The 24,535-nt window shown below is 68.8% G+C and carries 26 protein-coding genes and 1 tRNA gene; 9 read left to right on the forward strand and 18 right to left on the reverse strand.

Translation table 11 applies throughout. From position 1 onward, the window contains the following. Window positions 1–64: 64 nt before the first annotated feature. The 7 genes from adhE to EHF32_RS05780 all read right to left on the reverse strand — a co-directional run bounded on the left by adhE (window position 65) and on the right by EHF32_RS05780 (window position 10,338). Window positions 65–2,755: a bifunctional acetaldehyde-CoA/alcohol dehydrogenase gene (gene adhE / locus EHF32_RS05750; RefSeq protein ID WP_137417261.1), complete on the reverse strand. Its 2,691-nt coding sequence runs from the start codon at window positions 2,753–2,755 to the stop codon at window positions 65–67. A gap of 191 nt (window positions 2,756–2,946) precedes the next feature. After that, window positions 2,947–3,972 carry a ketol-acid reductoisomerase gene (gene ilvC, locus EHF32_RS05755; RefSeq protein WP_137417264.1) on the reverse strand — a complete coding sequence of 342 codons (1,026 nt, stop codon included), beginning with the start codon at window positions 3,970–3,972 and terminating at the stop codon, window positions 2,947–2,949. Window positions 3,973–4,060: 88 nt separating this feature from the next. Continuing rightward, on the reverse strand, window positions 4,061–4,570 hold the full coding sequence (gene ilvN, locus EHF32_RS05760; protein ID WP_137417266.1) for an acetolactate synthase small subunit: 510 nt from the start codon (window positions 4,568–4,570) through the stop codon (window positions 4,061–4,063). Window position 4,571: 1 nt separating this feature from the next. After that, complete coding sequence (locus EHF32_RS05765) at window positions 4,572–6,374, reverse strand: acetolactate synthase large subunit (RefSeq protein WP_137417268.1); 1,803 nt, start codon at window positions 6,372–6,374, stop codon at window positions 4,572–4,574. Window positions 6,375–6,417: 43 nt separating this feature from the next. Next, window positions 6,418–8,124: a dihydroxy-acid dehydratase gene (gene ilvD, locus EHF32_RS05770; protein ID WP_137417270.1), complete on the reverse strand. Its 1,707-nt coding sequence runs from the start codon at window positions 8,122–8,124 to the stop codon at window positions 6,418–6,420. Between the two features lie 46 nt (window positions 8,125–8,170). Continuing rightward, the gene (gene otsB / locus EHF32_RS05775; protein ID WP_137417272.1) at window positions 8,171–8,935 is read right to left on the reverse strand and encodes a trehalose-phosphatase; all 765 of its coding nucleotides are present in this window, start codon (window positions 8,933–8,935) and stop codon (window positions 8,171–8,173) included. Then, window positions 8,932–10,338, reverse strand: coding sequence for an alpha,alpha-trehalose-phosphate synthase (UDP-forming) (locus EHF32_RS05780; RefSeq protein WP_137417274.1), 1,407 nt, complete (start codon window positions 10,336–10,338; stop codon window positions 8,932–8,934). The genes otsB and EHF32_RS05780 overlap by 4 nt, the downstream gene beginning before the upstream one ends. Window positions 10,339–10,452: 114 nt before the next feature. Here EHF32_RS05780 and EHF32_RS05785 point away from each other — a divergent pair, with 114 nt between their 5' ends. Then, window positions 10,453–10,710 (forward strand): hypothetical protein, encoded by a 258-nt coding sequence (locus tag EHF32_RS05785; protein ID WP_137417275.1) that lies wholly within the window; start codon window positions 10,453–10,455, stop codon window positions 10,708–10,710. Between the two features lie 20 nt (window positions 10,711–10,730). Here the strand turns inward: EHF32_RS05785 and EHF32_RS05790 are convergent, their stop codons facing one another. Further along, window positions 10,731–11,915, reverse strand: a complete 1,185-nt coding sequence (locus EHF32_RS05790; protein ID WP_137417277.1) for an acetyl-CoA C-acetyltransferase — start codon at window positions 11,913–11,915, stop codon at window positions 10,731–10,733. A gap of 83 nt (window positions 11,916–11,998) precedes the next feature. Between EHF32_RS05790 and EHF32_RS05795 the strand changes: the two genes are divergently transcribed. After that, the gene (locus EHF32_RS05795) at window positions 11,999–12,433 is read left to right on the forward strand and encodes a MarR family winged helix-turn-helix transcriptional regulator (RefSeq protein ID WP_137417278.1); all 435 of its coding nucleotides are present in this window, start codon (window positions 11,999–12,001) and stop codon (window positions 12,431–12,433) included. Continuing rightward, window positions 12,430–13,653 (forward strand): MFS transporter, encoded by a 1,224-nt coding sequence (locus EHF32_RS05800; RefSeq protein WP_137417280.1) that lies wholly within the window; start codon window positions 12,430–12,432, stop codon window positions 13,651–13,653. Before EHF32_RS05795 ends, EHF32_RS05800 begins: the two co-directional genes overlap by 4 nt. Before the next feature lie 66 nt (window positions 13,654–13,719). On the opposite strand, the gene EHF32_RS05805 is transcribed toward EHF32_RS05800, so the two are convergent. Beyond that, window positions 13,720–16,167: an MMPL family transporter gene (locus EHF32_RS05805; protein ID WP_137417282.1), complete on the reverse strand. Its 2,448-nt coding sequence runs from the start codon at window positions 16,165–16,167 to the stop codon at window positions 13,720–13,722. A gap of 146 nt (window positions 16,168–16,313) precedes the next feature. On the opposite strand from EHF32_RS05805, the gene EHF32_RS05810 reads away from it, so the two are divergent. Beyond that, a complete protein-coding gene (locus EHF32_RS05810; protein ID WP_238343804.1) occupies window positions 16,314–16,868 on the forward strand; it encodes a TetR/AcrR family transcriptional regulator in 555 nt (184 codons plus the stop codon). A 47-nt stretch (window positions 16,869–16,915) separates the two neighbouring features. Here EHF32_RS05810 and EHF32_RS05815 read toward each other — a convergent pair whose 3' ends face one another. From EHF32_RS05815 to EHF32_RS05825, 3 genes are all read right to left on the reverse strand, one after another. Then, the gene (locus tag EHF32_RS05815; protein ID WP_137417286.1) at window positions 16,916–17,506 is read right to left on the reverse strand and encodes a hypothetical protein; all 591 of its coding nucleotides are present in this window, start codon (window positions 17,504–17,506) and stop codon (window positions 16,916–16,918) included. A 38-nt stretch (window positions 17,507–17,544) separates the two neighbouring features. After that, window positions 17,545–17,952, reverse strand: coding sequence for a DUF1622 domain-containing protein (locus EHF32_RS05820; RefSeq protein ID WP_137417288.1), 408 nt, complete (start codon window positions 17,950–17,952; stop codon window positions 17,545–17,547). 70 nt (window positions 17,953–18,022) lie between these two features. Further along, window positions 18,023–18,095 (reverse strand) — tRNA-Lys (locus EHF32_RS05825). Window positions 18,096–18,199: 104 nt separating this feature from the next. Here EHF32_RS05825 and EHF32_RS05830 point away from each other — a divergent pair. The 4 genes from EHF32_RS05830 to EHF32_RS05845 all read left to right on the forward strand — a co-directional run bounded on the left by EHF32_RS05830 (window position 18,200) and on the right by EHF32_RS05845 (window position 21,047). Continuing rightward, the gene (locus EHF32_RS05830; RefSeq protein ID WP_137417289.1) at window positions 18,200–19,033 is read left to right on the forward strand and encodes an inositol monophosphatase family protein; all 834 of its coding nucleotides are present in this window, start codon (window positions 18,200–18,202) and stop codon (window positions 19,031–19,033) included. Further along, window positions 19,030–19,599: a hypothetical protein gene (locus EHF32_RS05835; protein WP_137417291.1), complete on the forward strand. Its 570-nt coding sequence runs from the start codon at window positions 19,030–19,032 to the stop codon at window positions 19,597–19,599. Before EHF32_RS05830 ends, EHF32_RS05835 begins: the two co-directional genes overlap by 4 nt. A gap of 89 nt (window positions 19,600–19,688) precedes the next feature. After that, window positions 19,689–20,135, forward strand: coding sequence for a Cpe/LpqF family protein (locus EHF32_RS05840; protein ID WP_137417292.1), 447 nt, complete (start codon window positions 19,689–19,691; stop codon window positions 20,133–20,135). A 24-nt stretch (window positions 20,136–20,159) separates the two neighbouring features. Beyond that, window positions 20,160–21,047: a serine hydrolase gene (locus tag EHF32_RS05845; RefSeq protein ID WP_137417294.1), complete on the forward strand. Its 888-nt coding sequence runs from the start codon at window positions 20,160–20,162 to the stop codon at window positions 21,045–21,047. On the opposite strand, the gene EHF32_RS05850 is transcribed toward EHF32_RS05845, so the two are convergent. The 5 genes from EHF32_RS05850 to EHF32_RS15715 all read right to left on the reverse strand — a co-directional run bounded on the left by EHF32_RS05850 (window position 21,038) and on the right by EHF32_RS15715 (window position 23,420). Continuing rightward, complete coding sequence (locus EHF32_RS05850) at window positions 21,038–21,298, reverse strand: hypothetical protein (protein ID WP_137417296.1); 261 nt, start codon at window positions 21,296–21,298, stop codon at window positions 21,038–21,040. The two genes, EHF32_RS05845 and EHF32_RS05850, sit on opposite strands and share 10 nt — an antisense overlap. A 59-nt stretch (window positions 21,299–21,357) precedes the next feature. Then, entirely contained in the window at window positions 21,358–21,630 is a 273-nt protein-coding gene (locus EHF32_RS05855) for a DUF7882 family protein (protein WP_137417298.1), read from the reverse strand. Window positions 21,631–21,807: 177 nt separating this feature from the next. Further along, window positions 21,808–22,689, reverse strand: coding sequence for an SDR family oxidoreductase (locus EHF32_RS05860; RefSeq protein ID WP_137417300.1), 882 nt, complete (start codon window positions 22,687–22,689; stop codon window positions 21,808–21,810). Between the two features lie 186 nt (window positions 22,690–22,875). Beyond that, the gene (locus tag EHF32_RS05865; protein WP_137417301.1) at window positions 22,876–23,226 is read right to left on the reverse strand and encodes a DUF7882 family protein; all 351 of its coding nucleotides are present in this window, start codon (window positions 23,224–23,226) and stop codon (window positions 22,876–22,878) included. 26 nt (window positions 23,227–23,252) lie between these two features. Then, window positions 23,253–23,420, reverse strand: coding sequence for a hypothetical protein (locus EHF32_RS15715; RefSeq protein ID WP_161594063.1), 168 nt, complete (start codon window positions 23,418–23,420; stop codon window positions 23,253–23,255). A 204-nt stretch (window positions 23,421–23,624) separates the two neighbouring features. On the opposite strand from EHF32_RS15715, the gene EHF32_RS05870 reads away from it, so the two are divergent. Beyond that, window positions 23,625–24,068 carry a MarR family winged helix-turn-helix transcriptional regulator gene (locus EHF32_RS05870; protein WP_238343805.1) on the forward strand — a complete coding sequence of 148 codons (444 nt, stop codon included), beginning with the start codon at window positions 23,625–23,627 and terminating at the stop codon, window positions 24,066–24,068. Between the two features lies 1 nt (window position 24,069). Here the strand turns inward: EHF32_RS05870 and EHF32_RS05875 are convergent, their stop codons facing one another. Then, complete coding sequence (locus tag EHF32_RS05875) at window positions 24,070–24,414, reverse strand: hypothetical protein (RefSeq protein WP_137417305.1); 345 nt, start codon at window positions 24,412–24,414, stop codon at window positions 24,070–24,072. Between the last annotated feature and the right edge of the window lie 121 nt (window positions 24,415–24,535).

Below are 24,535 nucleotides of genomic sequence, written 5' to 3' on the forward strand. Positions count from 1 at the left end.
CTCCTGGCACGGCGAAGGCCCCGGGATCACGAGGATCCCGGGGCCCGGACGCCCAGAAGGGGATTCAGGCGTCCTGCGTCGGACGGGCGGGCTCAGTCGCCGCATCCGCCGCAGCTTCGGCGTGCGCACGAGCAGCGCGCACTTCGTCGAACGAGGTGCCGTAGTAGGCGGCCTCCATGAGGGTGCGCATGTCCGCGAGCAGCGGCAGACGCGGGTTGGCCGGAGCGCACTGGTCGCCGTAGGCGGCCATGGCCAGCTCGTCGAGACGGCCGATGAAGTCGCCCTCCGCAACACCCTGCGCCTGGAACGAGCGCTCGATGCCGACGGCGTCGCGCAGCTTCTCGACGGCGCGGGCGTAGCTCTCGACGCCCTGCTCCGGGGTGTCCGCCTTCAGCCCCAGGTGCTTGGCGATCTCCTGGTAGCGCTCCGGTGCGATGTAGCGCTCGTACTTCGGCCAGCTCGTGACCTTGCTGGGAACGCGGCCGTTGTAGCGGATCGCGTGCGGCAGGTAGATCGCGTTGGTGCGGCCGTGCACGAGGTGGAACTTCGAACCGGTGACGTGGGCCATGGCGTGCACGATCCCGAGGAACGCGTTGCCGAACGCCATGCCGGCGATGGATGCGGCGTTGTGCATCTTCTCGCGGGCCTGCAGGTCTGCGGCGTCCTTCGACCCCGCGGGCGCCTGCGTGGAGCGCACGATGTTCTCGAAGATCAGCTTGATCGCGTGCAGCGCGAGACCGTCGGTGTAGTCGTTCGCGTAGACGGACACGTACGCCTCGGTCGCGTGGGTGAGGGCGTCGAAGCCCGCATCCGCCACGAGGAAGGCCGGCAGCGCCGCGGTCAGCGTCGGGTCGATGATGGCGACCGACGGGGTGAGCGCGTAGTCCGCGAGCGGGTACTTCATGCCCGTGGTCTCATCGGTGATCACCGCGAACGGCGTCATCTCGCTTCCGGTTCCCGAGGTGGTCGGCACGCAGACGAGCTTCGCCTTGGCACCGAGCTCGGGGAACTTGAAGGCGCGCTTGCGCACATCGAAGAACTTCTCCCGCATGTCGGAGAACTGCACGTCGGGGTTCTCGTACAGCAGCCACATGACCTTGGCCGCGTCCATGGGCGAACCGCCGCCGAGCGCGATGATCGTGTCGGGCTGGAACTCGCGCATCTGCGCGGCTCCGGCCTGCACGCTCGCCACGGTGGGCTCGGGCAGCACGCGGTCGATGATCTGCAGGTGCACGGGCGTCGCCCGACGGTGCAGGATGTCGACGACCCGGTCGACGAAGCCCATCTTGGTCATCGTGGCATCGGTGACGATCGTGACCCGGTCGATGTGCTTCATGTCGATCAGGTAGCGCAGCGCGTTCGGCTCGAAGTAGGTCTTCGCCGGGATCTTGAACCACTGCAGGTTGTTGTTGCGCCGACCGACGCGCTTGATGTTCAACAGATTCACCGCCGAGACGTTGTTCGAGACCGAGTTGTGACCGTAGGAGCCGCAGCCGAGGGTCAGCGACGGCATGAACGCGTTGTAGATGTCGCCGATGCCGCCGAGGGCCGACGGGGCGTTCTCGATGATGCGCACGGCCTTCACGCGGTCGGCGAAGTCGGCGATCACCGCGGGGTCGTTGCTGTGGATCGCGCCGGAGTGGCCGAGACCGTCGAAGGCGACCATCTGCTCCGCGAGGTCGATGCCCTCCTGCGGGTTGCGGGCGTGGAGCACGGCCAGCACGGGCGCGAGCTTCTCGCGCGTCAGGGGCTCGTGCGGCCCGACGCCGGAGACCTCGGCGAGGATGATCGACGTGTCCGCGGGAACCTCGAAGCCGGCCTGCTGAGCGATCCACGCGGGCGACTGCCCGACGACGGATGCGTTGAGCTTCGCGTCGGCGCAGTTGGCGCTGTCGGCGGCCACACCGAAGATGAACTCCTCCAGCAGGCGCTTCTCGGCCGGCGTCGCCATGTACGCGTGAAGCCGTGCGAACTCCGCGAGGGCCTCCTTCGCGATCGGGGCATCGAGGATGACGGCCTGCTCCGAGGCGCAGACCATGCCGTTGTCGAACGACTTCGAGATCACGATGTCGTTGACCGCGCGACCGACCTTCGCCGTGCGCTCGATGAAGGCGGGCACGTTGCCGGCGCCGACGCCGAGGGCGGGCTTGCCGCAGGAGTACGCCGCACGCACCATGGCGTTGCCGCCGGTGGCGAGGATGAGCGCGACGCCGGGGTGGTTCATGAGCTCACCCGAGGCCTCCATCGACGGCTCCTCGATCCACTGGATGCAGTCGGCGGGCGCACCCGCGGCGACGGCCGCATCGCGCACGACCGTCGCAGCGGCCACGGACGAGCGCTGGGCGGACGGATGGAATCCGAACACGATGGGATTGCGCGTCTTCAGCGCGATGAGCGACTTGAAGATCGTCGTGGACGTCGGGTTCGTCACCGGCGTGAGGGCGCACACGACGCCGACCGGGTCGGCGATCTCGGTGATACCGGTGAGCTCGTCGGTAGAGATCACACCGACCGTGCGCTGGTTGATGATCGAGTTCGTGACGTGTTCGCACGCGAACATGTTCTTCACGGCCTTGTCCTCGAACGTGCCTCGACGCGTCTCTTCGACGGCGAGCACGGCGAGGTCGGCGTGGTGGCTGAGGGCAGCGACCGACGCCTTGCGGACGATCTGGTCGATCTGCTCCTGGGTGAAGGATGCGTACGCGGCCAGAGCTTCTTGGGCCCGGTCGACGAGGGCATCGATGACGACAGACATCGGAACACTCCCACTCTGCGCGGTCATTCGCCGCGCGTCATGGGACCAGATTATGAATTGGTCAGACCACTACCCAGGGCCCAAGGTCCCACGGAAAAGACCCGGCCACCGCATCCTGTGTTCGGGATGCGATGGCCGGGCCAGGTCCGCCGCGTGGTGCACGGCGAGGTGTTCAGGCGCTCAGGCGCGGATCAACGAGCGGCAGAGCCCTCGGTGTAGTCCGAGTCCTGCTGCTGCCACGAGAAGAGCGAGCGCAGCTTCTTGCCGGTCGCCTCGATCGGGTGGCCCTGCTCCTTCTCGCGCAGCGCGAGGAACTCGGGCGCACCGGCATCCTGGTCGTCGATGAAGCGCTTGGCGAACGCGCCGGACTGGATGTCGGCGAGGACGGCCTGCATGTGCTCCTTGACCGAGGGGTCGATGACGCGCGGACCGGAGACGTAGTCGCCGTACTCGGCCGTGTCGGAGATCGACCAGCGCTGCTTGGCGATGCCGCCCTCCCACATGAGGTCGACGATGAGCTTCAGCTCGTGCAGAACCTCGAAGTAGGCGATCTCGGGCTGGTAGCCGGCCTCGGTCAGCGTCTCGAACCCGTACTGCACGAGGTGGCTCATGCCTCCGCAGAGAACGGCCTGCTCGCCGAAGAGGTCGGTCTCGGTCTCCTCGGTGAAGGTCGTCTTGATGACGCCGGCGCGCGTGCCGCCGATGGCCTTGGCGTACGAGAGCGCCGTGGCCCACGCGGTGCCGGTCTCGTCGCGCTCGACGGCGATGATGTCCGGGATGCCGCGGCCCGCGACGAACTCGCGGCGCACGGTGTGGCCGGGCGCCTTGGGGGCGACGAGGATCACGTCGACGCCCTCGGGGGTCTCGATGTAGCCGAAGCGGATGTTGAAGCCGTGCGCGAAGGCGAGGGTCTTGCCCGCGGTCAGCTTGTCCTTGATGCTGTCGGCGTAGATGGAGCGCTGATGCTGGTCGGGCGCGAGGATCATGATCAGATCCGCCCACTCGGCGGCATCGGCGACCGACTTGACCTCGAAGCCGTCCTCCTGCGCCTTGGCGGCCGACTTGGAGCCGTCCTTGAGCGCGATGACGACCTCGACGCCGGAGTCGCGCAGGTTCTGCGCGTGGGCGTGACCCTGCGAGCCGTAGCCCACGATCGCGACCTTCTTGCTCTGGATGATCGAGAGGTCGGCGTCGGCGTCGTAGAAGATCTCAGCCATGGTGTGTGTTTTCTCCTTCGTGTGTCGGTCGTTGCGTTTCGACTCGCTGCGCTCGCTCAACGACCGGTGAACGGCTTGCGAAAAGGGGTTATCCGCGCAGGACGCGCTCGGTGATGCTCTTGCCGCCGCGACCGATCGCGAGCAGCCCGGACTGCGCCATCTCCTTGACGCCGAAGGGCTCGAGAGCGCGCAGGAACGCGTCCACCTTGCCCTTGTCGCCGGTGATCTCGACCACGAGCGCGTCCGGCGCGTAGTCGACGACGGAACCGCGGAACAGGTTCACGACCTCGAGCACGTTGGAGCGGCTCGCGTTGTCGGCGCGCACCTTCACCAGCACGTGCTGGCGCTGCACGGAGGCGGCCGCATCCAGCTCGACGATCTTGATGACGTTGATCAGCTTGTTCAGCTGCTTGGTCACCTGCTCGAGCGGGAGCTGGTCGACGTCGACGACCACCGTGATGCGCGAGAGTCCGGGGATCTCGGTCACGCCGACGGCGAGCGACTCGATGTTGAAGCCGCGGCGGGCGAACAGGCCCGCCACGCGGGTCAGCAGACCCGGCTTGTCCTCGACGAGGAGGCTCAGCACGTGTGAAGTCATGTCAGTCCTCCTTGTCGAACTCGGGTGCGTGGTCGCGGGCGTACTGCACGAAGCTGTTGCTCACGCCCTGCGGGACCATGGGCCACACCATCGCGTCGGCCGACACGACGAAGTCGATCACGACGGGGCGATCGTTCGTCTCGAGGGCAAGCTGGATGGCGGCGTCGATCTCGTCCTCGCGCTCGACGCGGATCGCCAGGCAGCCGTAGGCGTCCGCGAGCTTCACGAAGTCCGGGATGCGGGCGGTGCCGTGTCCGGTGTTGAGATCGGTGTTCGAGTGGCGGCCGTCGAAGAACAGCGTCTGCCACTGGCGCACCATGCCCAGCGACGAGTTGTTGATGATCGCGACCTTGATCGGGATCTCGTTGATGACGCAAGTGGCGAGCTCCTGATTGGTCATCTGGAAGCAGCCGTCACCGTCGATCGCCCACACCACGCGGTCGGGTTCTGCGACCTTCGCACCCATCGCGGCAGGGACCCCGTAGCCCATGGTTCCGGCGCCGCCGGAGTTGAGCCAGGAGTTGGGACGCTCGTACTTGATGAACTGCGCGGCCCACATCTGGTGCTGTCCAACGCCGGCGGCGTAGATCGCCTCGGGACCGCTCAGCTCGCCGATGCGAGAGATGACCTGCTGCGGCGACAGCAGACCGTCGGTCGTGGGCGCGTAGCCCAGAGGGAACTCGTCGCGGAGGCCGTCGAGGTAGCTCCACCATTCGGTGATGTCCGGCTTCTGGTCGCCGATGGCCTGGCGGAAGGCGCCGTCCAGGTCGACGAGCACCTCCTTCAGATCGCCGACGATCGGCACATCGGCGAAGCGGATCTTCGAGATCTCGGCGGGGTCGATGTCGACGTGCACGACCTTCGCGCCCGGGGCGAACAGCGAGGCCTTGCCCGTGACGCGGTCGTCGAAGCGGGCTCCGAGCGCCACGATGAGGTCGGCCTCCTGCAGCGCGAGCACCGCGGGCACCGTGCCGTGCATGCCGGGCATGCCGAGGTTCTGCGGGTGCGAGTCCGGGAACGCGCCTCGCGCCATGAGCGTCGTCACGACCGGAGCTCCCGTCGCCTCGGCCAGCACGCGCAGTTCGTCGGACGAGTGCGAGCGGATCACGCCGCCACCGACGTACAGCACGGGCTTGCGGGCCTCGGACAGCAGCTGGGCCGCGGCCTGGATCTGCTTGCCGTGGGCCTTCGTCACCGGACGGTAGCCGGGCAGCTCGACCTTGGGCGGCCAGATGAAGGGTGCCGTCGCCTGCTGGGCGTCTTTCGTGATGTCCACGAGCACCGGGCCGGGGCGCCCTGTGCTCGCGATCTCGAAAGCGGCCGCGATCGCGCCGGGGATCTCTTCGGCCGTCTTCACCAGGAACGAGTGCTTCGTGATCGGCATCGTGATGCCCACGATGTCGGCTTCCTGGAACGCGTCCGTGCCCATCAGCGTCGAGAAGACCTGACCGGTGATGCACACGAGCGGGACGGAGTCCATGTAGGCGTCCGCGATGGCGGTGACGAGGTTCGTCGCGCCCGGACCGGACGTCGCGATGGCGACACCGGTGCGTCCGGATGCGGCGGCGTAGCCCTCGGCCGCGTGACCGGCGCCCTGCTCGTGGCGAACGAGGATGTGGCGCACGGCCTCATCGTCCATGAGCGGGTCGTAGACGGGCATGATCGCGCCGCCCGGCAGCCCGAACACGTCGGTGACGCCGACGAGTTCGAGCGAGCGGACGACGGCCTCCGCTCCCGTGATCACGGGTGCGGACTGCGCACGGGCGGGCGGCCGGGGAATGGCCGCAGAGATGTCTGAGGACATGGGAACTACCTCGGGTGGGGATGACGGGATGTCGGAGGCGAAGTCACCCGGTGACGGCGCCTTCGGCAGCCGAACGCACGAGCTTCGAGTACTTGGCCAGGACGCCACGGGTATAGCGCGGGGGAAGCGGCTCCCAGCCAGAGCGGCGGGAGCTCAGCTCGGCCTCATCGACGAGTAGGTCGAGAGAGCGAGCCGCGATATCGACCCGTATCAGATCACCATCGCGCACGAAAGCGATAGGACCTGCGTCCACCGCTTCCGGTGCTACGTGGCCGATGCACAGGCCGGTTGTGCCGCCCGAGAATCGTCCGTCCGTCAAGAGTAGTACATCTTTTCCGAGGCCGGCGCCCTTGATGGCGGCGGTCACCGCGAGCATCTCGCGCATGCCCGGGCCGCCCTTCGGGCCCTCGTACCGGATGACCACGACGTCGCCGGCGTGGATCTCCCCCGCCTCCAGCGCGTCCATCGCGGCGCGCTCGCGCTCGAACACGCGCGCGGGGCCCTCGAACACGGCGGCGTCGAAGCCGGCCGTCTTGACCACGGCACCCTCGGGCGCCAGTGAGCCGTGCAGGATCGTGATTCCGCCGGTGGCGTGGATCGGGTTGTCGAAGGTGTGGATCACGGTGCCGTCGATGGGGTCCGGATCGAGCTCGCGCAGGTTCTCGGCGAGCGTCTTGCCGGTGACGGTGAGGGCGTCGCCGTGAAGCAGCCCTTCGTCCAGCATCGCCTTCATGATGACCGGAATGCCGCCGTGGCGGTCGACGTCGTTCATGACGTACTGGCCGAACGGCTTCATGTCGGCCACGTGCGGCACCTTGTCGCCGATGCGGTTGAAGTCGTGGAGCGAGAGCTCGACATCGGCCTCGCGGGCGATGGCGAGCAGGTGCAGCACGACGTTCGTCGAGCCGCCGAGCGCCATGGCGAGGGCGATCGCGTTCTCGAACGCCTCCTTGGTGAGGATGTCGCGCGTCGTGATGCCGAGCTTGAGCAGGTTGACGACGGCCTCACCCGAGCGGTGCGCGAAGTAGTCGCGGCGGCGGTCGGCGGAGGGCGGCGCCGCGCTGCCGGGGAGGCTCAGACCGAGAGCCTCGGCGACGGAGGCCATGGTGTTGGCGGTGTACATGCCGCCGCAGGCTCCCTCGCCCGGCGCGATCGCGCACTCGATGCGCTTGAGGTCGGCCTCGCTCATCTTGCCCGCGAGGCACGCACCGACCGCCTCGAAGGAGTCGATGATGGTCACGTCCTTCTCGGTGCCGTCGCTGAGCTTGACCCAGCCGGGCGCGATCGAACCCGCGTAGAGGAAGACGCTCGAGAGGTCCAGACGCGCCGAGGCCATCAGCATGCCCGGGATGGACTTGTCGCAGCCGGCCAGCAGGACGCTGCCGTCGAGGCGCTCGGCCATCATGACGGTCTCGACGGAGTCGGCGATGACCTCGCGGCTGACGAGCGAGAAGTGCATGCCCTCGTGCCCCATCGAGATGCCGTCGGAGACGGAGATCGTGCCGAACTGCAGCGGGTATCCCCCGCCGGCGTGCACGCCCTCCTTGGCACCCTGCGCGAGCCGGTCGAGGCTGAGGTTGCAGGGGGTGATCTCGTTCCAGCTGGAGGCGATGCCGATCTGGGGCTTGTCCCAGTCCTCGTCTCCCATGCCGACGGCACGCAGCATGCCGCGGGAGGTGGTGGCTTCAATGCCGTCCGTCACAGCTCGGCTGCGCGGCTTGATGTCGATCGCTTCGTCGGGGTGGCTCACCCGTGCAGTCTATTGCGGCCGGGCGCTCGTCACGGTCGCCGAGCCGTCAACGCTGAGCGCGCAGCCCGGCCAGCCGGTCCAGGAGCGCGGCCAGCGCCGCGGGGTCTTCGACGGATACGGATGCGGCGCTGTCGCCTGCCCCGACGTGCACGCCCAGATCGCCGTCTCCGAGCGAACGCAGCGCATCCTCGTCGGTCACGTCGTCGCCGGCGAACAGCACGGCCGTCGCACCGAGACGCTCGCGCAACGCCGCGACCGCCTGGTCCTTGCCCTCGTGCCGGAACGCGAACTCGAGGATGTCGCGGCCGGTGCGCCGCCGCCAGCCCGGGGCCCGCTCGGCCATGAGGGCGTCGATCTCGCGCTGAGCCTTCAGCGCCTCGTCCGACTGGGCGAGGCGCGTGTGCAGGCCGAGCCCGAACGCCTTCGGCTCCACCCACGCCCCGTCGACGTGTGCGACGATCCGCTCGGCCTCCGGCACCAGCTCGGCCAGAAGCGCACGATCCGCGGGCTCGTCGGCGTCGCCCTCCCCCGCCCGAGCACCGGGATGCCAGGTCTCGGCGCCGTGGGAGCCCGCGAGGTGGAAGAGCGAGTCGTCGGTGTGCTCGCTGATCACACGCAGATCGGCCAGCGACCGCCCCGACACCAGCGCCACGTGGGTGCCGGGCAGCGCGGCCAGGGCGTCGAGCGCGCGACGCGCCGCAGGGATCATCCGCGCCGACATCGGCTCGTCCACGAGCGGCGAGAGCGTGCCGTCGAAGTCGAGTCCGACCAGAAGCCGCGGGGTGCGTGCGAGGTGCTCGAGATCGCTCACGCCGTGCCGCTTCCCCGGATCCCCGCGAGGGCGGCGAGGAACTCCCGCGACCAGTCCTCGACGTCGTGCTCGCGCACGCGGCGGCGCAGCGCCCGCATCCGACGCCCCTGCTCACCCGGTGTCATCTCGATCGCGCGGACGATCGTGTCCTTGAGACCCTGGATGTCGTGGGGGTTCACGAGCAGTGAGCTGCCGAGTTCATCGGCCGCTCCGGCGAACTCGCTCAGCACGAGCGCGCCGCGGTTGTCGATGCGGCTCGCGACGTACTCCTTGGCGACGAGATTCATACCGTCGCGGAGCGCCGTGACGAGCATGACGTCGGCGGCCAGGTACAGGGCCACCATCTCCTCCTTGGGGAAGGCCTGGTGGAGGTAGCGGATCGCGGTGTGGCCCATGGTGTCGTAGTCGCCGTTGATGCGTCCCACGGTGAGCTCGATCTCGTCGCGCAGCTGCTGGTAGGTCTCCACGCGCTCGCGACTCGGGCTCGCGACCTGGACGAGGGTGACGTCCTCGACGGAGAGCCGCTCGTCCTGCAGCAGTTCCCCGAAGGCCTTCATCCGGTGGCGGATGCCCTTCGTGTAATCGAGACGGTCGACACCCAGCAGAATGTGGCGCGGGTTGCCGAGCTCTTCGCGGATCTCGGCGGCGCGCGCCTGGATCTCCGGCCGCTCGGCCAGCTCGACGTAGGAGGCCACGTCGATCGAGATCGGGAACGCCTTGGCGAGCGCCATGCGCACGGAGCCGTCGGCCTGCGGGACCTTGATCCCCGTCGACTTCGTCTCGTAGCGCAGCTGGCGACGCACCGCGCGGGCGAAGTTGCCCGCATCCGCCACCCGCTGGAAGCCGATGACGTCGGCGCCGAGCAGCCCTTCAAGCACCTGACGACGCCACGGCAGCTGGGAGAACAGGCCGTATGCGGGGAACGGAATGTGATGGAAGTAACCGATCGTGAGATCGGGTCGCTGCTCCCGGAGGAACTGCGGCACGAGCTGCAGCTGGTAGTCCTGCACCCACACCGTGCCGCCCTCGGCAGCGACCTCCGCGGCCGCCTCGGCGAACCGGCGGTTGACGGCGACATACGCGTTCCACCACTCGCGGCGGTACCGGGGAGCGGCGATCACGTCGTGGTAGAGCGGCCAGATCGTGTCGTTCGAGAATCCCTCGTAGTACAGCTCGACCTCTTCGGCGCTGAGCGTGATCGGCACGAGGTGGGTGCCGTCGGCGTCGAACGGCTCGAGCTCGAGGTCGGGCTTTCCGGCCCACCCGACCCACGCGCCGTCGCTCTTTCGCATCACCGGCTCGAGCGCGGTGACCAGCCCGCCGGGGCTGCGACGCCATCCGCCGTCGGCGTCACGGTCGACGGGAAGGCGGTTGGCGACGACGACGAACTCTGCTTGCGGCACGCGAGCACTCCTGGTCTCTCGGGATGCCACTCAGGCTAACAGCGGCCTGCAGGGCCTCCAGGGGTTCGCGCAAGCCCCGAGCGACGGGGTATCCTCCCGCGATAGCGTGGCCCTATGCGCTCCTACCTCTTCGGTTCCGGTCTGTTCAGCGCCCTGCTCGGGGGCGCGACCCTCTTTCGAGGGCTGCGCAACAACGAGGAGCCCTTCACCTGGCGGACGGCGCTGGCATGGGTCAGCTGGGGCATCACGCTCGCCCTCGCGATCGGTGCGATCGTCGACACCTTCCGCGCCAAGCGCGGGCATGTGGCCGCCGGTGACTCCCCGGTCTCGGGCGACGAGACGAAGCTGCTGCGCAAGCGCCTTCGCCGCTGACGTCCCCGGCCGCGCGATCGTCAGCGCACGAGGATGAGCGCGTCGCCCTGACCGCCGCCGCCGCACAGCGCGACCGCTGCGGTGCCGGAACCGCGCCGCACGAGTTCGTGCACGGCGTGGACGACCAGGCGGTTGCCCGAGGCTCCGATCGGGTGCCCCAGTGCGATGCCGCCGCCCTGCGGGTTCACGACCTCGTCCGACACCCCGAGCTCGCGCTGAGAGCGCACGACGACCGCGGCGAAGGCTTCGTTGATCTCCACGAGATCCAGATCGGATGCAGCGAGTCCCTGCCGGTCGAGTGCGCGGGCGATGGCCCGCGCCGGCTGCGCGTGCAGCGAATTGTCGGGCCCGGCGACCTGGCCGCTCGCGCCGAGCGCCGCCAGGACCTTCCAGCCCTGCGCGTCGGCGTGGCTGCGCGTCGTGAGCACGACGGCCGATGCGCCGTCGGAGATCTGCGACGAGTTGCCGGCGGTGATGGTCCCACCCTCGGCGAAGGCCGGACGCAGCTTCGCGAGCACCTCTTCGGAGGTGTCGGCGCGGATCCCCTCGTCACGGGTGATCACGACGGGTTCCCCCCGGCGCTGTGGCACCTCGACGGGAACGATCTCGGCGTCGAAGAGGCCGGCGGCCGCCGCGTCGGCCGCGCGCCGGTGCGAACGTGCGGCGACCGCATCCTGCTCCTCGCGGGTGACCTCGTAGTCGGCGTTGCGACGCTCGGTCGACTCACCCATGCTCACGCGGTCGAATGCGTCGGTGAGTCCGTCGTAGGCCATGTGGTCGAGCACTTCGACGCTGCCGTAGGCGTACCCGTCGCGCGAACCGGTCAGCAGGTGCGGGGCACGGCTCATCGACTCCATGCCGGCGGCGACGACGACCGCGGCATCGCCGACGCGGATCATCCGGGCCGCGTCGATGACGGCGGTGAGCCCGGACAGACAGACCTTGTTCACGCCCGCCGCGTGCACGTCCCATCCGAGCCCTGCGGCGATCGCCGCCTGTCGGGCGGGATTCTGCCCGGTACCTGCCGGCAGCACCTGCCCGACGAGCACGGCATCGACGGCGGATGCGGGGATCCCGCCCTGCACCAGGGCGCCGCGGATGGCGATCCCGCCCAGCTGAGGGGCCGGGATCGATGCCAGCTGCCCCTTCAGCCTTCCCTGCGGCGTGCGGGCAGCGGCAACGATCACGATGTCGTCGGGAGTCATCCCCCCAGCCTACGGCGGTCCGGTGCCGGCGATTCGTGCCTGTTCCGCATCCACCTTACATACCTGCGGTATATACTTTGGATATGCGAAAAGCCGAAGCCATCGAGAGGATCGTCGTCGCCGCGCACGCACTCACCCGCGTCGCCGCCGTCACGACACAGAACGATGCGCCCGCCGCCCAGTGGCGCGCGCTCAGCATCCTGCAGAAGGAGGGTCCCCAGCGCGTGGGCGACCTGGCGCGGCTGAGCCGCACCACCCAGCCCGGCATGACCCGTCTGGTCGGCCAGCTCGCGGACCTCCATCTCGTGGCGCGCGAACGTGACGAAGAGGACTCCCGAGTGACGCTCGTCTCGATCACGCCCGCCGGATCGGAAGCGATGGATGCATGGCGCACGCAGCTCGGCGAGACGCTCGAGCCGCTGTTCACCGACCTCGACGACGCCGAGTGGGCGGCGCTGGACCACGCTTCCCGCATCCTGATGTCGCGCACGGACGCTTTTGCAGGAGCGGCACGATGAGCGGGGCGACGACGTCCGTCTGGCGTCAGCCCGCGCAGGTGTGGGCCGTCGCGTTCGCCTGCGTGGTGGCGTTCATGGGCATCGGCCTCGTCGATCCGATCCTCCCGGCCATCGCCGAGTCTCTCGAGGCCACCCCCGTCGAGACCGAACTCCTCTTCACGAGCTATCTGCTCGTCACGGGCCTCGCGATGCTGGTCACGAGCTGGATCTCGAGTCGCATCGGCGCGAAGGCCACGCTGCTCGCGGGCCTCGCTCTGATCGTCGTCTTCTCGCTCTTCAGCGCGCTGTCGGGCAGTGTCGACGCCATCATCGGCTTCCGCGCCGGATGGGGTCTGGGCAACGCCCTGTTCATCTCCACCGCTCTCGCCACGATCGTGGGGGCGGCCAGCGGGGGCAGTTCCGCGGCGATCGTGCTGTACGAGGCCGCCCTGGGCGTCGGCATCGCCGTCGGTCCGCTGCTGGGCGGCCTGCTCGGCGAGGTGAGCTGGCGCGGCCCCTTCTTCGGCGTCGTCGCGCTGATGGCGATCGCGTTCATCGCCGTCGCCGTGCTCCTGCGCGGCCCGAAGGAGAAGCGCTCACCCGTGCCACTGTCGGCCCCGTTCCGAGCACTCGGCAAGCCCGCCCTCGCCGTGCTGGCGGTTGCGGCTCTGTTCTACAACATCGGCTTCTTCACCCTGTTGGCCTTCTCACCCTTCCCGCTCGGATTCGGGGCGATGGGCATCGGCTTCACCTTCTTCGGGTGGGGCGTCGCCCTTGCGATCACGAGCGTGTGGGTCGCGCCGCTCCTGCTGCGCCGCTTCACCCGCTCGGGCGTCATGCTTGTCGTGCTGCCGCTGCTCGCCATCGATCTCGTCGTCGGCGGCCTCCTCGTGGCGAGCTCCGCCGCGCTGGTGACCTGCATCGTCGTGGGCGGCCTGCTTCTCGGCGTGATGAACACGGTGCTCACCGAGGCGGTCATGGAGGCCACGGATCTCCCCCGCGCGGTCGCATCGTCGGCCTACTCTGCGGTCCGCTTCCTCGGCGGGGCGGCCGCTCCCCCGCTCGCCGCGTGGCTGTGGCACACCTCGAATGCGACCGTTCCGTACCTCGTGGCCGCCGCATCGATCGTGATCGCGGCGCTGACGATCGCGCTCGGCCGCCGTGCCCTGCGTCGCATCGATGAGCGCCCGGCGGATGCGGCCGAAGAGGGGGTCGCGGTCCTCGTCGGCGACGCGGCCTGATACGAGCACACGGAAGAGGGGGTGCCCACCGGACGGTCGGCACCCCCTCTTCCGTGTCGCGACAGGTCAGTGTTGCACGGGGTGAGCGCGTTCCAGGGCCGCGCCCTCGACGTCCACATCGGGCAGGATGCGGTCGAGCCAGCGTGGCAGCCACCATGCCGCACGCCCGAACAGGTGCATGAGCGCCGGGACGATCACCATCCGCACGACGAACGCGTCGAAGAGCACACCGATCGCCATCCCGAAGCCGATCGGCCGCACCATGGCAAGGTGGCTGAAGATGAAGCCGCCGAAGACGGAGATCATGATGATCGCGGCAGCCGTCACGACCGCGCGACCTCCGCGCAGGCCGGCAACGACCGCGGCGCGTGCAGGCGCACCGTGGACGTACGCCTCGCGCATGCCCGAGACGAGGAACAACTGGTAGTCCATCGCGAGGCCGAAGAGCACACCCATGAGGATGATCGGCCCGAAGCTCAGCACCGGGCCGGGATCGTGGACGCCGAACACGTCGCTCAGCCAGCCCCACTGGTAGATGGCCGTGACCGCGCCGAGCGCCGCGAACAGCGACAGCACGTAGCCGGCGGTCGCGATGATGGGCACCAGGATCGACCGGAACACGAGCACCATGATGATCAGCGACAGACCGACCACGACGGCGAGGTAGACGGGCAACGCGTCGGCGAGCTTCTGCGATACGTCGATGTTGGCCGACGCCTGGCCCGCGACGCCGAGGTCGATGTCGCCGTCGAGCGGCGATAGGGCCCGCAGATCGTGCACGAGGGTCTCGGTCGTCTCGCTGGCGGGACCGTCCTGCGGAACCACCTGGAACGCGAAGGTTCTGCCGTCGTCCGAGACCGCGATCGGAGCGACCGCATCCACGTCGTCCTGCGCCATGAGTGTGCGGACGACGGCGGCCTGTGTCGTGACGCGGTCGGCCTCGTCCACCGCCTGCGGCGTCTCCGCCACGACGAGGAGCGGCCCGTTGATGCCAGCGCCGAAGGCCTCGGTCGCCGCCGTGTAGGCCCGGTACTGGGTCGTGTCGGTGGCCTCCGAAGATCCATCGGGAAGGCCGAGGCGCATCGAGAGGGCGGGGATCGCGATGACGAGGAGGGCGATGATCGCGACCGCCCCCGCGGCGACCACACGGCCGGTGCGCATGGGGCGAAGCCGGGCCGGTGCGTGGTCGGGATGCCCGACCTTCGCGCGCAGCCCGCGACGCAGCACGCGAAGCTTCATGAGCCCGAGCAGCGCGGGCGTGACCGTGATCGCGACGAGAACGGCCACGAACACGCACGCCGCTCCCACCACGCCCATGACGCCGAGGAATGGGACGCCGGTGACGAGAAGGGCGACGAGGGCGATGATGACGGTCGTGCCGGCGAAGACGACGGCGTTGCCGGCGGTGCCGTTGGCGAGACCGATCGACTCCCCGATCTCCATGCCCGCGAGCACCTGCTTGCGGTGGCGGTTGACGATGAACAGCGAGTAGTCGATGCCCACGGCGAGGCCGAGCATGACACCGAGGATCGGCGTCACGGAGGCCATGTCCACCACGTCGGAGAACGCGAGGGATCCGGCGAGACCGACGCCGACACCGATGAGCGAGCCGATGAGGGGCGTGATGGCGGGAAGCAGAGCCCGCATCATGATCGCCAGCACGAGCGCCGCGATGAGCACGCCGACCAGCTCGCCCACGCCGATGAGGCCGTCGGTCGACTGGGCGATCGTCGAGGAGTAGTCGATGCTGACCCCGGGGATGTCGGCGCTCTTGAGACGATCGGCGACCGCGGTCTTCGTCTCCTGCGGCAGCGAGAACATGTCCTCGGTGAAGGCCACGTTGCCGATCGCCGTCGCGCCGTCGGTCGACACGGTGCGGATCCCGGATGCGGCATCGAGCAGTTCCTGGCCCGCCTCGAGCTGCGGCTTCTGCGCCTCGAGCTGAGCGCGTGACGCGTCGAGCTGCTCCTGCCCCGCCGCGATCTGCGCCTGCTGAGCCGCGAACTGTGCCTCGGCCTGGGCGTAGACGCCCGCCGCCTGCGCCTGTGCGATGGCGGCGTCCAACTGCGCCTTGCCCGCGTCGAGCTGCTGCTGCGCCGCATCCAACTGCGTCTCGCCCTGCGCGAGCTGAGCGGCGCCGGATTCCAGCTGCGCGGCCTGGTCGGCGCGCTGCGCCTGGGTCTGGAACGGGTCGACCGTGGCCGCGACGCCATCGAGCTCGCCGACGTCCTTCAAGAGCGAGGAGATGTCGGCCTTCTGTTCGTCGGTGAACGACTGGCCGTCGGTCTGGAAGACGACGGGCGCGCTGGCCCCGGTGAGGTCGGGCAGAGCGTCGGCGAGGCGGTCGTTGACGCGCTCCGTCTCGGTGCCGGGAATGCTGAAGGAGGTGGCGAGCGTGCCGCCGAAGGCGACGAACGAGCCGGCGGCGACGCCCAGCGCGATCACCCAGGCGAGGAGGACGATCCAGGCGCGGCGCGCCGAGAAGCGCCCCAGCCGGTAGAGGAGTTGGGCCACGACGTGCCTTTCCGAAGGGGTGGTGGGATGCGGCGCGCCATCGAGCCTCGACGACAATATCCGACACGTGTTGCAAAACCATCACGTGTGGGAGAACTCCCAGCAGCGGACCGTCGCTCTGCCAAGATGGCGGGATGGATCCCCGCGTGGCGCGCACGAGAGCGAGTCTGCAGAACGCACTGCTCGCGCTCGCCCGTGAGCGTCCGCTCGATGCCATCACGGTCGCCGACATCGCCGCCGAGGCAGGGGTGAATCGCAGCAGCTTCTACCAGCACTACGCCGACAAGGATCAGCTTCTCGCCGATGCGCTGGAGGCGGCCGTCGATGACGTGTCGAGCCGGGTCATCCGTTCTGCAGACCCGCGCGACATCAGCCAGCCGCCCGCCGAGCTGACCACCTACCTGCGGCACATCGCCGACAACGCCGACCTCTACCGACTCGTGCTCGGCGAGCACGGGTCCCTCGCCGTCGCGGCGCAGTTGCGCGCGCGCGTGCAGGGCATCGTGGGCGACGCGGTGCGCCAGGGGGCACCGTCGGTGTTCGACGGGCTTCCGGTGGACGTCGTCGCGGCAAGCGTGACCGGTAGCGCCCTCGGCGTGATCACCGCCTGGCTCGCTCGCGACCCGTTGCCCCCGATCGAGACCGCGACACAGTGGCTCTGGCAAGCCCTGTTCGGCCCTCTCGAACGCCCCTCGACATGAGCCTCTCGGCTCAACGCGCAGGCCGCCGTCACGCCTGCCGCCGGCCCTCAGCCGTGGATGACGACGTAAACGTCCGGGTCGTCCTGTTGGGCGAGCCAGTCGTTCACGACGGCGGTCATCTCCTCTCGTGAACGCGAGACCCCGTCCGGCGCGGGGCCGGCCCCGTTGACCATCCAGAACGTCGTCGGCGTCTCGGCCTCGGCAGTCTCGTATGCGGTCATCTTGAAGATGAGGATGGGGCGCTTGCCCGTACCCCACGATGCGTCCGCGACGACCTTCTCCCGGGCGCGCAACGACGCCGACGTCGCGGCCGCCTGCGCGTCACTGCCCCATTCGTCGGAGAACGCGACAGCCTTCGCGTCGATATCCGCCTGTACCGCCTCCGGCAGTGGCTCTCCCCGGTCGACGACGATGAAGCTGCCGTCGGCCATGGGATACGCGCGCTGGGTGCCGCGCGTGCCGATCTCCTGCGCGGTCGTCGCATCGATGACGCTGCCCGCACCCAACGTCGGCTCGGCGGGAGCCGTCGAGGTCAGGGAGGGCGTTGCCACGGTGCTCGACGCGGGCGCCGAGCAGGCCGTCAGGCCGAACGCGACCACGAGTACCGCCGCGGCGGCGAGGCGAGAGGAGAAGCGCATGACCCGACACTATCGATCGGACGTCGCCCTCTCCGACGTCATCGGGCCGATGCGACCCGATCGCGCGCGACGGCCTCGCCGATCAGTTGACCGCCGCTGGTCAACAGCGCCCGTCGCCACGGAAGCACCCCGTCGATCTCGATCTGGATCGACATCGACAGCACCGTTCGGATGAGAACGATGAGGCCGAGGATGAGCGCATCCTCCAGGGAGGGCTTGGACGTGATCGTGCGGATGAGATCGGCGGCGACGAGCACCTCGAGACCGAGGAGGATCGCGGAGCCGAGCGTCGTGCGCAGCACCATGAATGCCGCCCGCCCGCCCTCCCGGCGCCCGAGGGAGCGTGCCGCGAGGACGACGGCGATCACCGCCCCCACGACCATCGCCGTCGCTCCGACGACTTCGAGACCCACGGCGACCGCGGTGAAAACCGGCTCGAGCTGCACGCCGCCAGCCTAGCGCCGCCCTGAAAAGCAGAAAGCCCCGGCAGATGGCGAGATCTGTCGAGGCAACCCGTGCACCCCCTGGGACTTGAACCCAGAACCCACTGATTAAGAGTCAGTTGCTCTGCCGATTGAGCTAGAGGTGCGTGATCCGGGGCGAGAAACTCACTTTCCGAACCGAGGGACAACGCTATCACCCGACGAACCGGAGCGCCAATCGGGCCGGTACCGGCCCGGTAGGCTGACGGTCATGTCCCCCACTTCGTCTTCCGGCGCGCTCGCGGGCAGCTTCTCCGACGACCTCGCGCTCGCCCTCAGAATGGCGGATGCGGCGGACGCCGTCGCCATGTCTCGCTTCGACGCCGCCGACCTCAGCATCGAGGTCAAGCCCGACGCGTCCTATGTGACCGAGGCGGACATCGCCACCGAGAAGGCGATCCGCGACATCCTCTCCGCGGAACGACCGGACGACGCGGTGCTGGGCGAGGAGTTCGGATCGGTCGGCGACAGCGCCCGCCAGTGGATCATCGATCCGATCGACGGCACGCACAACTACCTGAAGGGCATCCCGATCTGGGCGACGCTCATCGCCCTCGCGGTCGACGGCGTGCCCCGCGTCGGCGTCGTCAGCCAGCCCTCGATCGGACGCCGGTGGTGGGCGGCCGAGGGCGAGGGCGCCTGGACGAACGGCGGCGCCCGGCCGCGCCGGCTCGCTGTGTCGGACGTGGACAGCCTCGACCGCTCGAGCGTGAGCTTCCAGAGCATCGCGCAGTGGGATGACGCGGGTCATCTGGACGGCCTCATCCGGCTCTCGCGTACCGTCTGGCGCGACCGCGGGTACGGCGACGCGTGGCCGTACATGCTCCTCGCCGAGGGTCGACTCGAGATGGTCGCCGAGTTCGACGTCAAGGAGTACGACATCGCCGCTCTCGGTCCGATCATCACGGAAGCCGGCGGGCGGATGACGGCGTTCGACGGCACCGACTCCCTCTCCACCCGCTCGGTGCTGGCCACAAACGGCGCGCTCCATCAGTCCTTCCTCGACTTCTTCGCCCCTGCTACCGACTCGGAGGCCTCGGCATGACACGCCGCATCCGCTCCTCGCTCGGCGCCGCCCTGCTCGTCGCCGGCGCCCTCTCGCTCGCCGCGTGCTCGAGCCCGGCCGCTCCGGAGCCCGCCGCATCCACTCCCGCGTCGGAGCCCGATGCGTCCACGCCGACCCCCGTCGCCACCAGTGAGCCCACAGCCGGGACGATCGACGCCGCCACCTGCGAGTCACTGCTTCCGGACGACGTGATCGCGGACTTCGCGAAGGCGAAGTGGACGGCGAAGGAGGATGTGTTCCGCGTCGGCAGCCTGACTTTCCCGGAAGGCATTCAGTGCGTCTGGGGAGACTACTCGGTCGCCAGCGATCACGTGCAGGTGTTCGGTTGGGCGCCCGTGAGCGACACCGAGGCCCAGACCGCCCGGAGCGAACTTCTCGCGAGCGGCTGGACGAGCGTCGGCGACGAGTACATCACCGAGAACAAGGCCAACGTCCTCAACCCGGATTCGGACGGCTACGGCATGACGTACCAGTTCGGCGACGGATGGATGACGCTCGCCGACACCAAGCAGGGCCTGCTCCTGATCGAGCGTCCCGGTTCCTGACGAGCACTCGAGAACTCCCCCGCCAGGCGGAGGCGCTCGAGCGACACCGTGCATAGCGTGGATGGGATCCCCCACGAAAGGACCCCGCCATGCCCCGCCGGCTGAGCCCGCACTCGTCCCTCGCTCTCGTCGCCGCCGCGGCGCTCGCCCTGACGGCGTGCGCGCCCGCCGCAGAGGCGCCCAACTCTGCGTCGACGACACCCTCGTCCGTGAAGATCGCCGACACCCCCGTGGGCGCGAAGACCTCATGGATCGTCGACGTGCTCGGCGCCGACGAGGACACCACGGCCGCCGAGTGGGAGCCTCACCTCGACGCCGCCTTCACGGCCGAGGTGTCCGCAGCCGAGGTCGCCGACCTGCTCAACACGCAGATCCGGCCCGCCGCCCCCTTCATCGTCACGGCCTACCGGGGAGACGAACGCTCCGCCGTGACGACGATCAAAGGCACGATCGGTGAAGCGTTCGACATGACCGTCGCCCTCAACGACGATGACAAGATCGTCGCCTTCCTCCTCGGCCCGGCGTCCGAGCCATGAAGAGCATCAACCTCGCTCGACGAGGTGGCAGATCGCCTCGATCAGTTGCCGGGCGAGGTCGGGGTCCTGATCACTCGCGGCGACGAGGAGCTCGTCGAACGCCGCGCGGAGGATGCCGCTCCTCTCGGTTCCGTGTTCAAGCTGTTCGTGCTCCTCGCGACCACCGAGGCGGTCCGTTCGTCAGAGCTGGCGTGGGACGAGACGCTCGTGCTGACCGACCCGGATCGGAGCCTGCCGTCCGGACGCCTTCAGGATGAGCCCACCGGCTCCGAGATCTCCGTCCGCGAAGCAGCCCAGGAGATGATCGCGATCAGCGACAACACCGCGACCGATCTGCTCATCCGGCGACTCGGACGCGAGCGTGTCGAGGCCGCATTCGCCAGCGTCGGGGGCGCGGGCAACGCGCCATGGCTGACGACGAAGGGCTTCTTCACTCTCGGCTGGGGCGATGCGGCACTGGCGACCCAGTGGCGTGACGCCGATGAGGCGGGGCGTCGACGACTTCTCGACGGCATCGACGACGCTCCGCTGTCGGTGGATGCGGCGAGCGTGACCAACCCGGTCTGGAACACCGGCATCGACTGGTTCGCGAGCCCCGCGACCGTGGCAGCAGTGCATGAGGCGCTGCTCGACACGAACGACGACACCGTACGCGCCATCCTGTCGAAGAACACAGGACTCGGAGCGGATCTCGATCGCACGATTCTGCCCTATCTGGGGTTCAAGGGCGGTTCTGCGCCGGGGGTGCTCGCCGCATCGTGGTCGGGCGAGACGGCGAAGGGCGAGCGGGTCACCGTGGTGATCCAGCTACGAGGCGACGACCCCGCGGCGATCGCCGGCGTGCAGCGCGAGGTGTTCGGCCTCGGTGCGGATGCGTTGCGTCTCGCGGCGGAGAACGGCGGTCAGCGGTAGGGATTCGCTGTCTGGTCGCTCTGCGCGGCGTGCCCGGCGGCGAAGCCCTCATCCCAGGCGTCGCCGCGCCCTTCTCGCTCGCGCGACAGGGCGTCGACCTCGAGGATCCGCTGCGCGAGACGCACCCAGTGGCCCCAGTTCGCCTCGGGGGCGCCTTCGTCGCTACTTGTGAGCCGCCAGCGCTCGGGAGCCTCTGCGGTCTGCAGCGTCAGTGCTCCCGTACCGAGAGGGCGGCGGCGCGGATCGGGCATGGCGAGCTCCTTCGGGTCTGCGACGTCGACATGCTCTCACGGGGCTGGTCAGCGGGCATCTACGACGGGGTGTGTCTTGTCATCAGATCCTGCACATCCAACCCGTCGGGGCTGTTGGCATCGTCCATCAGCGCTTCGACGAGTTCACGCCTGATCTGCACGGTGCCCCGTCGAGAGTATGTGAACGAGAGCGGCACCGCCGGAGACATCCACAGGCTCCGTCGACCGCCGGTGCCGTCGGCGGTGGGCACGGTAAGCATGAAGGCTTCGCCACGACGAAGCTTGTTCATCGTCACGACGCGCAGGTGCGCGATCAGATCGTCCTCGACCACGAAGTACTCCTCGCGCCCGTACCAGAGTCGTCCCATACTGCTTCCGTACTCCCACCCGTGGCCGCCCGGTCGCGACCCTGCTTCGATGATCGGTCGCCCGAACGCACCTGTGCCGGTCGTCGTCCGCGATGCGCATGCAAGGCTCCGCAGACGAACGACCGGCACCGGTCTCGAAGTTCAGAGCGGTTTGCCGCCCGTGACCGGCAGAACGGCGGCGCTGACGTAGCGCGCCGCATCCGAGGCGAGGTACACGTAGGCTCCGGCGAGTTCGGCGGGCTGCCCGGCGCGACCCAACGGCGTATCCGTGCCGAAGGTCTCGATGCGCTCTTCGTCCCAGCCGGTGCCGGGGATCAAGGGTGTCCACACCGGCCCTGGTGCGACCGCGTTGACCCGGATCCCGCGGGGTCCGAGTTCCTCGGCCAGGGCCTTCATGAAGGCGACCTGCGCCGCCTTCGTCATGGCGTAGTCGATCAGCGACGGCGAGGGTGAGAACGCCTGCACCGAGCTCGTGACGATGATCGACGCACCCTCCTCCAGAAGGGGCACCGCAGCACGCGCTCCGGCGATCAGACCGACGAGGTTGGTGTCGAAGACCCGCTTGACGTCGTCGAGCGGGATCGTCTCGATGCTCTCGCGATCGCGCTGGTATCCGGCGTTGAGCACCAGGAGGTCGAGACCACCCAGCTGCTCGTGCGCCTGCTCCACCATCTGCGTGGCTGCGTCCGTGTGGCGGATGTCGGCGGCGAGGGCGACGCCGCGCCGTCCGGCCTCCTCGATCCATCGCACCGTCTCGGCGGCGTCGTCGGCTTCCTCCGGCAGATGGCCGATCGCGACGTCGGCGCCCTCACGGGCGAACGCGATCGCCACTGCCCGACCGATGCCGGAGTCGCCACCGGTGATGAGCGCGCGACGTCCGGTCAGCCGGCCGGTCCCGCGGTAGCTCTGCTCGCCGTGATCCGGCTGCGGATCCATGGGCGCGGTCTTTCCGGGTTGCGACTGCTCCTGCCCGGGAAATCCCTCGGATCCTTCACCCTCGCGCGGGTCGGCGGTCGTGTTCATGATCGTCCTCTCGTCGTGGTCGGATGCCTGCGGGCCATGCTGCGCGAGATGCGCGGCGACACCGAGGGCCTTGACATCCGACGGGGTGATCGCCGAGGGTCGCGCACTCTCGTCAGCGGCGACCGGCCAGAACGGCGAAGCCCCGAACCGCAGCGACGGCGGTCCGGGGCTTCGCGAGACGTAGGATCAGGCGACTGAGGCGAGCTTGCGCTCGGTGGCGCCCTTCTGGATGCCGAAGTCGTCTTTCGTGAGGTCGACGTGCATGCCCGCGCTCGACGCGGCCTGGTCAGCGAGCGTGCGCAGCGTCGCCGGGTCGAGCTGTTCGGGCTCGACGGAGTCGAAGACGAACCGCATCGGAATCGAGGGCTGCAGCCAGAGCGTCGAGCGACCCACGGGCTCACCCGGCGCGTGCACCCAGGAGAAGGTGAATGACTCGTTGCGACGCAGCTTGGTGGCCGCGACCACTTTGATGTGGCTCAACAGGCGGTCGGGAATGACGACGGCCTCCGTGTCAGCCCCGTAGTACAGCTTTCCCATGGTGTCCCTTCCCCTGAGTCGGTATGTCAGACGAGCGCGAGCGCGCCGAGCGCGACGGATGCGGAGGCGGCGACCACGCAGGACGCGACGAACGCCACCTGCGACGCCGAACGCAACCCCCGGCGCTGAAGCGGCACGAAAGTTGAGCGCCGGCGTGAGACATCGGAAGCCCACGCGGATGATGCAACAGCCATGTCTCCCCCTTGCCGATACCTGCGACGATCCGGACTTTCGTCCGCCCTCGGCCTCCATGTCGTTCTGCAGATGACGCTATCAGGTAGTTCGCGATTTTAGCTACACAGATGAGATATCCCTCATTTTAGTTACATAGCTAAATAAACGTCCAAGCCTGGCTAAGCTGTCCAGCGGTACTACCCGACCGACGGAGGACTATGCGGATGTCCAGCGAAGCCGCCTCGACCTCGAAACTCTCGCGCGCCCTGAACGCCTACTCGGCTGCCCGGAACGATGCGCTCGTCGCCGCGCGCAAAGAGCTGCGCATCAGTGAAGTCGACGCACGCGCACTTCTCTTCGTGGTCGACAATCCCGGCGTGCGCCCCTCCGCTCTTCGGGACTATCTGGGCATCACTTCCGCCGGTGTCACATCTCTCGTCGATCGTCTGGTCGAGCGCGGACTTGCACGTCGCGAGTCGGATGCCGAAGACCGTCGCGGTAACCACATCACTGCGACGGTGGATCTGACGTCCGAGCCGTGGTCGGCCCTGACCGAGTTCGACCGTCGCTTCGAACAGGCGGTGGAGACGAACCTCGCCGAACGCTCTGACGAACTCGCCGCACTGCTGAGTCGCCTCACTGAGGAGAGCGTCGCGCGGGGCGCGTGAGTCAAACGGCGACGTTGGCCATGTACGCCTTCGACTTCGTCTGCAGGAAGGTGCACAGGGCTGAGACCATGGCGAGTTCCATGGACAGACGGAATGCGCCTGCCGCATCCAACTGGAGGTCAGTGTCCCGCGCCTCGAACGTCACGACCCAGGTCGTCGAGCCCGGCTCGGCGGGCTGGATGTACGTCACGGTCTGGGCGTTCATCAGGCGTACACCCACCAGTCCGGTGTCACTGCCGAACTCGCTGTCCTGCGGGATCACCTTCACCGTTCCGGCGATCGGGTATCCGAGCTCGCGGAACTCGACGAGCCAGGACTCGAGCATCTCGAGGCTTCGAAACGGCATGGCATTCCTCCCGCGCATTCTCATGCACATCGTGCGTCATCGGGCGGACCCCGAAGCACATGCTCTCACGGATCCGAGCCGGCCGAGTGCAAGACGAAGGCCCCCGCAGCCGTGCTGCGGG

The sequence above is a fragment of the Microbacterium sp. RG1 genome, from assembly GCF_005347485.1.
GTDB classification, from domain to species: Bacteria; Actinomycetota; Actinomycetes; order Actinomycetales; family Microbacteriaceae; genus Microbacterium; species Microbacterium binotii_A.